The 13,155-nt window shown below is 62.0% G+C and carries 10 protein-coding genes; 4 read left to right on the top strand and 6 right to left on the bottom strand.

Annotated elements, in window-relative coordinates; all coding sequences use genetic code 11:
- Positions 1-250 precede the first annotated feature (250 nt).
- Positions 251-1,432 carry a saccharopine dehydrogenase family protein gene (locus NWI01_RS07015; protein ID WP_141383190.1) on the top strand — a complete coding sequence of 394 codons (1,182 nt, stop codon included), beginning with the start codon at positions 251-253 and terminating at the stop codon, positions 1,430-1,432.
- 122 nt (positions 1,433-1,554) lie between these two features.
- Here NWI01_RS07015 and NWI01_RS07010 read toward each other — a convergent pair whose 3' ends face one another.
- From NWI01_RS07010 to NWI01_RS06995, 4 genes are all read right to left on the bottom strand, one after another.
- Positions 1,555-2,835: an O-antigen ligase family protein gene (locus NWI01_RS07010; RefSeq protein ID WP_141383189.1), complete on the bottom strand. Its 1,281-nt coding sequence runs from the start codon at positions 2,833-2,835 to the stop codon at positions 1,555-1,557.
- 33 nt (positions 2,836-2,868) lie between these two features.
- Positions 2,869-4,401 carry an undecaprenyl-phosphate glucose phosphotransferase gene (locus NWI01_RS07005; protein ID WP_141383188.1) on the bottom strand — a complete coding sequence of 511 codons (1,533 nt, stop codon included), beginning with the start codon at positions 4,399-4,401 and terminating at the stop codon, positions 2,869-2,871.
- A 107-nt stretch (positions 4,402-4,508) separates the two neighbouring features.
- A complete protein-coding gene (locus tag NWI01_RS07000) occupies positions 4,509-5,642 on the bottom strand; it encodes a glycosyltransferase (RefSeq protein ID WP_141383187.1) in 1,134 nt (377 codons plus the stop codon).
- A 3-nt stretch (positions 5,643-5,645) separates the two neighbouring features.
- Entirely contained in the window at positions 5,646-6,350 is a 705-nt protein-coding gene (locus NWI01_RS06995; protein WP_141383186.1) for a polysaccharide biosynthesis/export family protein, read from the bottom strand.
- A gap of 248 nt (positions 6,351-6,598) precedes the next feature.
- Here NWI01_RS06995 and NWI01_RS06990 point away from each other — a divergent pair, with 248 nt between their 5' ends.
- A complete protein-coding gene (locus NWI01_RS06990; RefSeq protein WP_141383185.1) occupies positions 6,599-8,764 on the top strand; it encodes a GumC family protein in 2,166 nt (721 codons plus the stop codon).
- A 22-nt stretch (positions 8,765-8,786) separates the two neighbouring features.
- On the opposite strand, the gene NWI01_RS06985 is transcribed toward NWI01_RS06990, so the two are convergent.
- Positions 8,787-9,980 carry a GNAT family N-acetyltransferase gene (locus tag NWI01_RS06985; protein WP_141383184.1) on the bottom strand — a complete coding sequence of 398 codons (1,194 nt, stop codon included), beginning with the start codon at positions 9,978-9,980 and terminating at the stop codon, positions 8,787-8,789.
- Between the two features lie 121 nt (positions 9,981-10,101).
- A complete protein-coding gene (locus NWI01_RS06980; protein ID WP_011314687.1) occupies positions 10,102-10,308 on the bottom strand; it encodes a DUF2842 domain-containing protein in 207 nt (68 codons plus the stop codon).
- Between the two features lie 97 nt (positions 10,309-10,405).
- Between NWI01_RS06980 and NWI01_RS06975 the strand changes: the two genes are divergently transcribed.
- Both NWI01_RS06975 and NWI01_RS06970 read left to right on the top strand, forming a co-directional pair.
- The gene (locus NWI01_RS06975; RefSeq protein ID WP_141383183.1) at positions 10,406-11,488 is read left to right on the top strand and encodes a COX15/CtaA family protein; all 1,083 of its coding nucleotides are present in this window, start codon (positions 10,406-10,408) and stop codon (positions 11,486-11,488) included.
- A 237-nt stretch (positions 11,489-11,725) separates the two neighbouring features.
- Positions 11,726-12,982 carry an MFS transporter gene (locus tag NWI01_RS06970; RefSeq protein ID WP_141383182.1) on the top strand — a complete coding sequence of 419 codons (1,257 nt, stop codon included), beginning with the start codon at positions 11,726-11,728 and terminating at the stop codon, positions 12,980-12,982.
- Positions 12,983-13,155 lie beyond the last annotated feature (173 nt).

Raw genomic sequence — 13,155 nt, 5'->3', positions numbered from 1 at the left:
TTACAACGTTTTCTTCACGCGAGGCAGCATCCATTCTCGGGTTACACCGCTCGATGACATGCTCTCGCTCGAATCACCATCGAGCATGATCTCATACGAAACCGGGTTCACGCCCTTCAGGATCGCGTTCTATCGCGGGTTCAAGAAGCGAGTCCGGCTTGCGTGAAGGAAGTTCGCCAGATCAAAGTGATAGAGTCCGTTTCTCCGTGAAACGGTGAAGGACTCTCAGCAGGACATTCTCGGGAAGGTCATGACATCGTCGCCAGCGGAGTTCGATATCGTTGTCTATGGCGCCAGCGGGTTCACCGGCCGGCTGGTCGCGGAATACCTTGCCGCCAGATATGGTGACGGCGACCTGAAGTGGGCCATCGCGGGACGCGATCTCGATAGACTGGCGTCGGTGCGCGAGGCCATCGGCGCGCCGCGCGATCTCCCGCTGATCGCCGCGGACGCTGGAAATCCAGCGTCGCTCAGGGCCATGGCCGAACGGACGGCCTCGGTGCTGAGCACCGTTGGACCTTATCAACTCTACGGCTCCGATCTTGTTGCCGTCTGCGCGGCGAGTGGCACGGACTATCTTGACCTCTGCGGCGAGCCGATATGGATGCGGCAGATGATCGACGCGCACCAGGCGGAGGCGCGCAGGAGCGGCGCGCGGATCGTGTTTTCCTGCGGCTACGATTCGCTTCCGTTCGAACTCGGCGTGTTCTTTCTTCAGCAAGCCGCAAAGGACAGGTTCGGATCGACCCTCTCTCGGGTCAAGGGCCGCGTGCGCAAGATGAAGGGTACGTTTTCCGGCGGCACCGCCGCCAGCATGAAGGCGATCTTTTCCGCGGCCGCCAACGACCCAGGTCTGTTACCCAAATTGCGCGATCCCTTCGTACTGACCCCCGGGTTTGAAGGGCCTAGGCAGCCGCCGGGCAACAAGCCGTTGTTCGACGAGGATCTCGGGATGTGGGTGGCGCCGTTCGTGATGGCGAACATCAACACCCGCAATGTGCATCGGTCGAACTTCCTGCTCGGGTTCCCTTACGGCCAGGATTTCGTCTATGACGAGATGGTGGTCGCGGGGCCGAAGGAGACGGGCGAGGCGACCGCGAAGGCGATCATCGCCGCCAACAACAAGCTCGGCGCGCAGGGCGGGCCCAAACCAGGCGAGGGACCGTCGAAGGAGGAGCGCGAGAGCGGGCATTACGATCTTCTCTTCCTCGGCATTGGTTCCGACGGACGGCAGTTGAAGGCGATCGTGACCGGTGATCGCGATCCCGGCTACGGATCGACTTCCAGGATGATCACTGAATGCGCGATCTGCCTGCGTCGCGACACGCCGGACGTCGCCGGCGGTTTCTGGACGCCCGGCGCCGCGATGAAGGACGCGCTGATCAAGCGTCTCACCGACCACGCGGGGCTGACGTTCACGATCGAGGCATAGAGCATCTTCGCTTTTATTGAACCAGAAGCGAAAGCTGCAGGTTTGATCTTGACGCGCTTTCTTTGCGTGAACCGGTATCCATCCTCTGGTCGAGCCCGAGGACACGCTTCGCTCGAAACGCTCTAACCGCGCAAATGGCTTTCTCGCCGCGCCGGCTGAGCCGGAGCGTGCCGCAGGTCGGCCCTGTACTGGTGGGTTGCCGCGAACATACCCCACATCATGCCGAGCATCAGCCAGAAATGGCGCCAGTGATCGGTGTCGATGATGAAGCTCTCGCCGACGGTGCCCAGAAAAGCCGCGAAGATTGCCAGATAGGTGCGCTGCCAGGGAACGCGCACGAAAATGTAACGAAAGCCCAGGGTCACGGTGGTGAAGATCAGTACGGGATAGCAAATTCCGGAAATCCATCCGCCCGACATGAAGGCGTTCAGATACGAGTTGTGGGTATCTTCCGGAAAGAACCGCGTGAACTGTAGCGGCCCGATCCCGAGCGGCTGTTCCAGCGCCATCTGAAAGCCGAGGATGTGTCGGCCGAAGCGGCCAAAGCGGCCTCCGTCGTAGCTCTGGTCAAAACTCGCTCGTTCCTTGAACAGGCTTTCGACCGAATCGAGCGATAGCAGGATGGCCAGCAGCAGTGCGATCGCTGCGGCTGCGATCACGGCGGTGAGAACCAGCCGCGACCGTTGTTTCCCTGACGGGCTGGTCAGGAACATCAGGACCAGCATGAAAGCCGACGTGAGCACGAACTGGCCCCAGGCCGCGCGCGAAAACGCCAGCAGCACGGCAAGACTGATGATCCCGAGTGCGAGTGCGCTGCGAAAAGCCTTTCCGAACCGATCCGTGACGACGCTTTGCAGCACGAACAATCCGGGCAGGATCAGAAAGGCGGAGAGCACGTTCGGGTCCTTGAAGGTTCCCCGCGCGCGGCCATAAAGCGTCAGCACGTCATAGCCGGGCACCAGGTGAAAATAGCCGGCGACGCCGGCCGCTGACGCGATGACGGCTCCGACGATCAGGCCCCGTCGCATCAGGTCAAGCCGCGCCTCGGTATCTTCCGAGAACACCATCGCGAAGAAAATGACCGTCACCGCCATGTACCACGAGGTCATGATCCAGTTCACGATCTGGCTCTTGTCCATCAGGTGCACGGCGCTGATCGTGTAGCCGATGTTGATGAGAAACAGCAGCAGGAGCAGGGGCAGGAACGCGAGCCGCATTCGCAAGCCGGTCGCGAAGAACACGACGATTGCCGCCAGCGTCGCAAACTCATAGGGGCTGGGCTCGATGTAGACGATCGCGCCGCCGGCTCCCACCGCCCACAGCAGCGCGCGCTGGAGCGCGGCGATGCCCGGCGCCTGCGTCGATGGCCGGAGCCAGCTGTCAACTGCTGCGGGATACGCCATTACACTCTCGCAGTCTCAACGCCCCAGGCCGGATCAGTAAGCGTTTTCGGATTTCAGCAACGCCAGCGGCGTCCTGAACAGGATATAAAGATCGAACAGCACCGACCAGTTCTCGATGTAGTAAAGGTCGAACTCGACACGCTTCTGGATCTTTTCCTCGTTGTCGATCTCGCCCCGCCAGCCATTGATCTGCGCCCAGCCCGTGATGCCCGGCTTGACGCGGTGACGTGCGAAATAGCCGTCGACCGCTTCATCGAACAGCCGGGTTTGCAGTTTGCCCTGCACGGCGTGAGGACGTGGCCCAACGAGGGAGAGGTTACCCTTGAAGACGACGTTGATGAGCTGCGGCAGTTCGTCGAGGCTGGTTTTGCGGATGAATCGTCCGACCCGCGTGACACGACTGTCGTTCTTGGTCACGACCTTCGCGGCCATGGGATCGGCCTGATCGTGAAACAGCGAGCGGAATTTGAAGACTTCGATGCGCTCATTGTTGAAGCCGAACCGTTTCTGGCGAAACAGCACGGGACCCGGACTATCGAGCTTGATCGCGAGCGCGACCAGCGCCATCACCGGCGAGGCGAGCAGCAGAATGACACCGCCGAAGATCCTGTCGAACAGCCATTTCATCACCAGATCCCAGTCGGTGATCGGGGCTTCGACGACGTCAATCGTGGGAACTTCGCCGAGATAGGAATAGGCGCGGGGACGAAAGCGCAACTGGTTGGTATGCGCCGACAACCGAATATCGACCGGGAGCACCCACAGCTTCTTCAACATCGAGAGGATCCGCGTTTCCGCCGAGATCGGAAGCGCGAACAGCACGAGATCGAGCCGGGTACGCCGCGCGAATTCGAGCACGTCGTCGACCTTGCCGAGCTTGGGAGTTCCGGCGCAGGTGTCGAGCGCGCGGGAGTCGTTGCGGTCATCGAACACGCCGAGAATTTCGATGTCGGAGTCCTCCTGCGCTTTCAACGCATTGATAAGGTTCTCTCCGTTCTTGTCCGAGCCAATGATAACGGTGCGGCGTTCCAGCCGGCCGTCCCGCGCCCAGCGGCGGATCATCGCGCGCAGCAGCACCCGCCCGGCAATGAGACCGGCCAGACCAACAAAGAAGAATGACGCCAGCCACAGCCGCGAGACGGAATTGCCGAGCTTGACGAAGAACGAGACGCAAATGAACAGCAGGAAAACGAACGCCCAGGATGAAATCATCCGAGTCATCTGCCGCAACTGGCCGCGGAAAACCTGGATGTCATAAATGTCCGCAGCCTGGAAACACACGACCGCGCTGGCGGATACCGCAAGGATCGCCGCGATGTAGCTCAAGCTAAGCCCGTCGATGCGGGCAACGTATCCGAGGTAAAGCGCGACGCCGACCAGGCTCAGCAGCAGGAAGTCCGCGGCACGGACGATGCCCATGATGACGACGGGCGAATAGGCCGGTTGTACCTTTTGGTTGGTGACGGCAAGCGCTGCGGGCGACAGCCGTCGGCGACGCTCAACGGGCACCACGGGGCTGCTGCTCGCCGCCGCATCAGTTCTTGAGCGAGCGTTGATAGGGTCCATGTCCTCAAGTCCACATCGCGCCGCATCACCAGGGGCGTTTTCAGTTCGACTTAAGGTCTAAATCGGGAAGATTTGGTTTCGCGCAACTCCCGGCATTTCAAAAATGGTTAACTTCGTGCAAACGTCTCGCGATAGCCCGCCATGACGCCTTCGACCATCGCCGTCTGCGAGAAATGCATGAGAATGCGCTCGCGCAGCGATTTTGCGCGCGTGGCTACCGCCGCAGGGTCATCCAACGCGGCCGCGATGGCGTCAGCCAGAGCCGTGACGTTACCGGAAACGAACAACGCGTCGGTGTGCTGGTCGAAAATTTCCGGGATGCCGCCGACGTTCGCCGCGATCATGGGAACACCCGCCGCCGCCGCTTCGATCACGACATATGGCATGGAGTCGCCGCGCGACGGCACGACGAGCAACCGGCCTTTCGAGAATCCGTGGCGCGCCTTGACGTGCCCGATGAAGCGGACGCTCTCTCCAAGGCTGAGGCGCTGGACCTGGGCTTTCAGCGCTCCTGTTTCCTCGCCGTCGCCCGCGAGCGTGAGCGTGAGATGCCGACCGCCTTCCCGCAATCGCGCCACCGCGTCGATCAGAAGATCGGCGCCCTTGATGTGCCTGAACTCGCCGACATAGACGACGTCGGTGGCATCGCCGGCGAGCGGAACGGGATCGAATTCACCCGCCGTCACGCCGTTGAAGACGCATTTTACGATCCCGGCCGGGCTACCGACGATCCGCTGATAGGTATTTCGCGCGAACGCGCTCTCGAACAGGAAGAGGTCGGTGCGGTTCATCAGCGCGCGTTCGAGGCGGCTGTAGAACATGCCCTTCATTGTCGTCAGCGGGAAGTGCAAGGATCCGCCGTGAGGTGTGTAGACGCGGATACTGTCTTTCGATGAGACCTTGAGCCGCACGAAGGTGCCGGCCTTGGCGCCGTGCCCGTGAAGGACCTGCGGCTTCAGCTTCCCGACCAGCGCGGCGAACCGCATCCACGCAAACAGGTCGCTTAGGTGAGGGTTCCGGCGGATCGGAATGCGGTGGATGCCGAGTTTCATTCGCGGAGCGATTTCCGCGAAAGCCGCGGCCGCACGTTCGCCGCCGGTGAGGCTGTCGGCGACGATGCCGACGAGATGTCCGCGCTCGGCCTGTCCGTTTGCGACATCAAGAATATGCCGGATGATCCCGCCGACCGGCGCGCGCACGGCGTGAAGAATACGGAGCGGTTGATCGGGCGGTGCCGTCATGTCTCAGAACCATCGTTCGTCGACGACGATGGTATCGCCGGGGCTGAGCGGCGCGGCGGGTGGTAGCATGAGGCGGACGGTTCCGCCGCCGTCGGTGTGAGTGACGATGACGCTGTCGCGTCTGGCGCGCGGCGAGAATCCGCCGGCGATGGCGACGGCGCTTTCGACCGTCATGTTGGGCACGAACGGATACTGGCCGGGAGCTGCCACCTCGCCGAGAATGAAGAACGGCCGGTAGGCTTCGACTTCGGCTGCGACGTAAGGCTGGCGGATATAGCCGTTGCGCAGCCGGGCGGCGATGGAGGCGGACAGTTCAGCCGGCGTGCGGCCGCGCGCGGTGACGGCGCCGATCAGCGGCATGGTGATGCTGCCGCCGGCGTCGACCAGATAGGTGTTGGTGAGGCCCTCCTGGCCGTAGACCACGATGCGCAGCCGGTCGCCTGCATCGAGCCGATAGGCGGGGTCGTGCATGACGGGCGGCGGCGGTGCGGCGGCGTAGACAACAGGCGTCGCGGTGCTGGTGAAGGCCGGCGTGTGCCACAGGCCGCGGCGGCGCGGGACCGGCGCGGGCGCCTTCGGTCCCGCATAGGCCATCGCATCGAGATCGTTATGCGGACGAGCCATCACCGCCGGAGCCGGGTGCTGCATGCATCCCGACAACGCCAGCGCGGTCAGCAGGCCCAAGGTGACGGCGGGTAGGTTTCGCATCAGGCATCCATGAAAATATCAAATCCATTAAAGGCTTTTGTGGTTAATAAACCGTAATCGAAGGTGTCGCGCCGCACCGGCTGCTTTTCCGGCTGGCGCGGGGGTTAACCCCGCAGCAACTATAATCGGCTGTAATCATCCCGTTCGGCTGAACGGTTTCATTCAAGGCTCCGGCGTTTGCCTCGGGTTCAACGCGCGAATGTCAAGTTCACCCGAAAGTGCTACGATGCGTTGAGCGGGAGTAAGCAATGCGGTTTGCGTTCTGGCGTGCCGGCAAGAAGACGATGTCGGATCCGGAGACTAAGTCCGAGTCGATAGTAACACCTGCGCCTGCGCCAGTTCCTGCGGTGTCCGAGGTTCTCCCGAATCCCGAACTCGGTGACATCGATCTGCGCTCCATCGGACGGGTGCTGCTGCGCAAGAAGCGCTTTATCATCATTCCGACAATTCTCGCCTTCGCGCTTTCGCTTCTTATCGTCAATCTGATCACACCCAGATACAAGTCCGAAGCCCGCATCCTGATCGACGGACGAGAGAACGTTTTCTTACGTCCGAGTGGCGAGCGCAACGACGAGCGCAACGTGGTCGATCCGGAAGCTGTCGCCAGCCAGGTTCAGCTGGTGCTGTCACGCGATCTTGCCCGCGAGGTCATAAAAAAGAACAATCTCGCGGAGAATCCGGAATTCGACCCGGTGTTGAGTGGCGTATCGCCGCTTAAGTCGCTGCTCGCGTTATTCGGAATCGGCCGCGACCCGCTTCGGATGACGCCCGAGGAGCGCGTGCTGGAAGCCTACTACGACCGGCTGACCGCTTACGCCGTCGAAAAATCCCGCGTGATCGTCATTGAATTCCAGTCGGGCGATCCGGAACTCGCCGCTTCCATCGCCAATTCGATCGCGGACGGTTATCTTGTCCTGCAACTCAACGCGCGTCAGGAGCAGGCGAAGGCCGCGGGTCAATGGTTGTCCGGAGAAATCGATAACCTGCGCAAGAAGGTCGCCGACGCCGAGTCACGGGTAGAGGAATTCCGGTCGAAATCCAGCCTTTTCATCGGCATCAACAACACGTCGCTGTCGAACCAGCAACTGGGTGAAATCAATACTCAACTGAACAACGCGCGCGCGCTCAAGTCCGATGCGGAATCGAAAGCGCGGCTGATCCGCGGAATGCTTCAGACCGGCAAGCCGATCGAAGCCTCTGAAGTTCTCAATTCGGAATTGATCCGCCGTCTTTCCGAACAGCGCGTGACGTTGCGTGCGCAACTGGCGGAACAGTCGTCGACCCTGCTCGACCGGCACCCCCGGATCAGGGAACTGAAGGCCCAGCTCGCAGACCTCGATCGTCAGTTGCGCGAGGAGGCGGGCAAGATCTCGCGATCGCTGGAAAACGACGCCCGCATCGCCAGCGGCCGGGTTGAAAGTCTTAGCAACAATCTCGAACAGTTGAAGAAGCTGGCGACATCCTCCAATGGCGACGACGTCAAGCTGCGAGCGCTGGAGCGCGAAGCCAGGGCACAGCGCGATCTGCTGGAATCCTATCTCGCAAAATACCGAGAAGCTACCACGCGTGAGAACATCGATGCGGCGCCGTCCGATGGCCGCATCATCTCGCGCGCGATTGTCTCGAACACGCCGGCCTATCCGAAGAAGCTGCCCGTCGTCCTGATCGCGACGCTGGCGACCCTGATGCTGACGACCGGCACGATCGTGACCGGCGAATTGCTGCGCATCACGTCGCCGCGGAGTCTGGCTGCCATTCAGCCCGCCGCGTCGGGGATGCGTGGGTTTCGCGTTGATCCCGCGCCGGCGGCGGCGGACCTGGCCGACGTCGTTCATCTCGCGGATGAGCTGCGCGCGGCGGGCAAAGCGGCGCACAAGATCACGATCATGGGCACGGGCCAGAACGAGAGCATCATGCTCGCGGCGCTCGCGCTGGCGCGCCTGTTGACCGATGGCGCCCAGGTTGTGCTCGTCGATCTATCGCCGTCGTCAGCGGCGCTGACGGCGACTTCGGTTGATCCGGCGGCGGCGGGACTGGCCGACCTGATGCTGGGCGAGGCGTCTTTCGGACAGGTGATCACCCGCGATCGGCTCTCGCCGCTCCATCTTGTCGGCGCCGGACGTTCTGACGCCGATCGCTCGCTGCTGCAATCACCGCGCCTTGCGATTGCGCTCGATGCTCTTCTGCGTGTCTATGATCATGTGCTGCTTGTCGCGGGCACCGCCACCGACCTGCCGGCGAAGATCCTGACGGAGCAGGCGCGCGCGATCGTCGTTCCCGACCCGTCGATGAACGCGGATGCGCGGATGCGGATGAGCAGCCAGCTCAAGGCTATCGGCTTTACGACAGTGACGATGCTCGATCCGGCATCGATCCGCCCGGATATGCAGATCGATCCTCGCGAGGCGGCTTGACGGTTCGCCCGCGCGGGGGCGGTCAGCGCTGCAGCATCCCGCGCAGTATCTCGGCCGTCCGCTTCAGCGCCGGCGTCTGCTTCACCAGGCGTTTGGCGCGGGCCAGCGACGACATGCCGATGGCGGCCATTCTGCCGCGCGTGGTGAGTGGCAGGTAGCTGTCGAAGATGGGCTCGTCGCTTTTGCAGAACAGGCGCTTGTAGTCGTCCGATCCGATCCCGAGGTCGAGCGAGGTGTAGCCGCTCTCCGCATAATGATCGATGATATCGCGCATCAGGATCAGGCCAGGACTATAGCGGGCGCTTTCCGACATCGTGTAGGTGTTGAACATCATCGAGAAGCGGTGCCCGTCCGCCACGCCGGCGAAGATCGCGATCACCTCGGCATCGCATTCGAGACCATGGATTTTGATGGCGTGCCCGCCACCTGTCAGCGGTGTCAGGCAAGCCGTGCGCAGGAAATCCTCGACGCCCGCCTCGGCGAACACGTTCGGCAGCTTCTGTGCGGCCATCCGCAGCGGCTTGATCGCGAAGAACGCATCACACATCCGCTTGATCTCGGCCTCCGTCGAGGCCACGCAATAACGATAGCCGGGCAGCGCCTGGAGCTTGCGTTCCTTGCCCTTGAGCCGGCGTCGAAACGAGTTGCTGATGCGCTCCGACGGCGGTGCGCCCGGCGATAATATCATCAACGGACAGTTGTTGGCTGAGGGCTGGCTCGGCAGGAGCGTCATTGGATTTTGTTGATCGCGCCAGTGCCGCGGCTGCTGCGTGAACGCAAGCACGTCGATTCGGGCCGGAAGCGCGCCGATTCCCTGAACCAGCGCGTCAAGATCCGCACGCGTCGCGGAGGCCGCGAATTCCTGCCGCCAGAGCGCCATGTTGAAGGTCGTATGCTTGCCGCCCATGAAGCGTGCGACACGGACGCCGCTTTCCGTGCCGATTGCGAGCGGGAACAGCAGAAGCGGCTGCCGCTGGGCGTCGAAGGCGACGATAATACCGGGCTGAAGCTGTTCGCTGGTTCCGACGTGCCGTTGCCAGGCGGACAGGAGGTCGAATCGCTGATAGGGCGTCGAAAACTGCGATGCTTCCAGGTTCCGCCAGATTGGCTCGGCTTCGCGTAAATCCTGAAGGATTTCGAGATGCGCGATGCGCCCTCCGCCTGATCGTTCCTGTGCCTTCACGGTCGGACTTTCGATCAGAGCCGCCATGGTCATTTCCGAGCCTGTTATGTTCTCTTTTGTTTTTGGTCAGGAGGACCTTCGCACAAGAAACATCAATAAACAGTAACGGCAGCATTCCGGTGACGAGGCGGCGGTTTGCGAAGGAAAGCCCGCTTCAAGCGTCGGGTTTCGCCATCCAGCTCACGATCGGCATCGCCGGCAAGACCCAGCCGAGCCCGGCGACAACATAGAAGATCGCCTGGTAAAGACGAGAATCCGCGAGCCATGGCGTTTGGGCGATGGTCATGCCGAGCAATGACCAGACGACGACCAGCACGAGAAGGGCGATCGTGCCGAGGAACTTTCGAGTACGTATCCGCATACCTTAATATGAAACTCGCGACTGAGACGGAGGCTTGCGCCGGGGCTGCGGTGGACTATAAAGAGCACGAAAAATACCTTCAACCGCGGCTTTTTTGATGACCCGTCCGATCGCACAAAAGCAATCCCATCTGCGCGCCGTGCGCTGGTGGCTGGTGTTCATGGCGCTGCTGATTGCCGCCATGGTGCTGGTCGGCGGAGCGACGCGGCTGACCGAATCCGGCCTTTCGATCGTCGAGTGGAAACCCGTGACCGGCTCGCTGCCTCCGCTCTCGCAGGATGAGTGGGCTAAGGCCTTCGAGGGGTACAAGGAAATTCCGCAGTACCGCGAGATGAACGCGGGCATGACGCTCGATCAGTTCAAGACCATCTTCTGGTGGGAGTGGAGCCATCGCCTGCTCGGACGCTTCATCGGCATCGCCTTCCTGTTGCCGTTCCTCTGGTTCATGTGGCGCGGCGCGCTGCCGTCGGATCTGAAGCGGCGGCTCTGGATCATTTTCGGTCTGGGGGGCCTTCAGGGGGCGGTCGGCTGGTGGATGGTCGCGTCCGGTCTTACCGAGCGCACCGAGGTGTCGCAGTATCGTCTGGCGACGCATCTGGTGCTGGCGCTGCTGATTTTCACGGCGATCGTCTGGACCTTGCGACGGCTATCGGATCGGCCGCCGACGCTGGCGTCAATTCGATTGCGGGTAACCGGCAGCGTTCTGCTAGTGCTGGTGTTCGTGCAGCTTTATTTTGGAGCGTTGGTCGCCGGGCTGCGGGCAGGGCGCGTCTTCAACACCTGGCCGGACATCGACGGATCGTTCATTCCGTCCGCGGATCGGCTGTTCTTCGAGCAGCCATGGTGGCGCAATCTGTTCGACAACACGCTCACGGTTCAGTTCCAGCATCGCATGATGGCATATGCGCTGTTTGCGGTTGCCGTTCTCCATCTGATCGATGCTCTCGTGTCGCGCGCGAACCCCGCCATTGTTCGCGGAGCGCTTTGGCTCGCGCTCGCGATGACGTTACAGGCGACGCTTGGCATCCTGACCCTCCTTTACGAGGTTCCCATCGTGCTCGCGCTGGTTCATCAAGGCGTCGCGATTGTCGTGCTGACGCTTGCGGTCGTTCAGGCCGAGCGGATGACGGAGGGGCACTCCGCCCGACAACGCCAGGAACTGGGCGTGGCGGCCGGATAGTTCCGGTCGACGCAGGATCGATCCGCGCGGCTTGCTGGGGCAGAGTCGGCAGCCTCGGCCCGGACCGGGCCCGACGCAGCGTTCCCATTTTGCGACGCACAACCTCCAGACATCGCCCTCGGCGTCTATACAGATTCACGGGCCTGCTTATGATGTGACACGGTCGCGAGCCGGGCGGGAAAGGCAGGAACAGCCAAATCCCTCGGTCGATTGCGAGTCAGCATCGGGGCGAACAACATGGCGAGATCCGGCAACCTCACCGTCCTGCTCATCACTACCTGGGCCTTCACCGTTTGCTTCGCTGTCTGGATGATGTTCGGCGTGATCGGTATTCCGATCCGCGAACAGCTTGGGCTCGGTTCGACGGAATTCGGTCTGCTCACGGCAACGCCCGTCCTCACCGGCGCATTGTTTCGCTTACCGCTGGGTATCTGGACCGACCGCTTCGGCGGACGGATCATCATGCTGCTGCTGCTGGTCGGCTGCGCGGTCCCGGTGTGGCTATCCGCCTATGCGACCACGCTCTGGCAGTTCCTGCTGCTCGGGCTGGCGCTGGGTCTCGTCGGCGCGTCCTTTTCGGTCGGCACGCCCTATGTCGCGCGCTTCTTTCCCAGGGAACGCCGGGGCTTCGCGATGGGTTTTTTCGGCGCCGGCACGATCGGCGCTGCCCTGAACATGTTCGTATCTCCCTGGCTCATAGAGGCCTATGGCTGGCAGATGGTGCCCAAGGTCTATGCCGTCGGGTTGTTAGTCACCGCGCTTCTCTTTTGGGCGCTGTCCGCGCGCGATCCCGGCGTGGGCAGCCAGGTGCCGTCGATGTGGCGACAATTGTCGGTGCTGCGCGATCCCCGCGTCTGGAAGTATTGCCAGTACTATTCGATCGTGTTCGGCGGTTTCACCGCGCTGTCGATCTGGATGCCGCAATACTTCAAGACCGAGTACGGTTTCACCATCGCGCAGGCGTCACTGCTGGCGGCGTGCTTCTCGCTTCCCGGCGGCGCCTTTCGCGCCTTGGGCGGCTGGCTGTCGGATCGCTTCGGCGCCCATAACGTCACCTGGTGGGTGCTGTGGGTTGCCTGGGTCTGCCTGTTTCTGCTGTCCTATCCCAAGACCGATCTGATCGTGCACACGGTCCGCGATCCGCTGAGTTTCAGCATCGCACTGCCGTCGTGGTTCTTCACTATGCTTCTCTTCATGCTGGGCATCGCCTTTGCCTGCGGCATGGCCTCGACGTTCAAATACATCGGCGACGACTTTCCCGACAGCATGGGAGCGGTATCCGGCGTCGTCGGCATGGCGGGCGGCTTGGGCGGCTTCCTGCTGCCGATCACGTTCGGGGTGATCCTTGACTGGCTCGGCTTCAACTCGAGCTGCTTCATGCTGCTCTACGGCATCATCTGGGTATCGCTGACGCTCAACTACCTCACCGAAGTCAGGCAGGCGCCGGTCATGGGAGAGCAAGTTCGATCGCCTGCGGCGGAGCAGTCACGTTAGGGTGTTTCCGGGCGAAGCATGTCCTAGCTGTTTGATCCCGGGTTTTGATGGTGCATTGTTTTCCCATGAATGGCGGGATGCGCTATGGGATGATCAGTAGGAGCGGATCAAGGGGTTTGTGCCGGGTGGCACCAAGGGCAAACGTGGTCCGCGCGCGGATAATCGCCGTTTTT

The sequence above is a fragment of the Nitrobacter winogradskyi genome (assembly GCF_006539545.1).
Lineage (GTDB): Bacteria > Pseudomonadota > Alphaproteobacteria > Rhizobiales > Xanthobacteraceae > Nitrobacter > Nitrobacter winogradskyi_A.
The sequence above is the reverse complement of the archived record's forward strand: the minus strand, read 5'-3'. Positions and strand labels throughout refer to the sequence as shown.

What these genes read in the sequence shown, in the direction of transcription:
- NWI01_RS07015 (WP_141383190.1), top strand. Translation starts at nt 251, where the DNA reads ATGACATCGTCGCCAGCGGAGTTCGATATCGTTGTCTATGGCGCCAGC.
- NWI01_RS07010 (WP_141383189.1), bottom strand. Translation starts at nt 2,835, where the DNA reads ATGGCGTATCCCGCAGCAGTTGACAGCTGGCTCCGGCCATCGACGCAG.
- NWI01_RS07005 (WP_141383188.1), bottom strand. Translation starts at nt 4,401, where the DNA reads ATGGACCCTATCAACGCTCGCTCAAGAACTGATGCGGCGGCGAGCAGC.
- NWI01_RS07000 (WP_141383187.1), bottom strand. Translation starts at nt 5,642, where the DNA reads ATGACGGCACCGCCCGATCAACCGCTCCGTATTCTTCACGCCGTGCGC.
- NWI01_RS06995 (WP_141383186.1), bottom strand. Translation starts at nt 6,350, where the DNA reads ATGCGAAACCTACCCGCCGTCACCTTGGGCCTGCTGACCGCGCTGGCG.
- NWI01_RS06990 (WP_141383185.1), top strand. Translation starts at nt 6,599, where the DNA reads ATGCGGTTTGCGTTCTGGCGTGCCGGCAAGAAGACGATGTCGGATCCG.
- NWI01_RS06985 (WP_141383184.1), bottom strand. Translation starts at nt 9,980, where the DNA reads ATGACCATGGCGGCTCTGATCGAAAGTCCGACCGTGAAGGCACAGGAA.
- NWI01_RS06980 (WP_011314687.1), bottom strand. Translation starts at nt 10,308, where the DNA reads ATGCGGATACGTACTCGAAAGTTCCTCGGCACGATCGCCCTTCTCGTG.
- NWI01_RS06975 (WP_141383183.1), top strand. Translation starts at nt 10,406, where the DNA reads ATGACCCGTCCGATCGCACAAAAGCAATCCCATCTGCGCGCCGTGCGC.
- NWI01_RS06970 (WP_141383182.1), top strand. Translation starts at nt 11,726, where the DNA reads ATGGCGAGATCCGGCAACCTCACCGTCCTGCTCATCACTACCTGGGCC.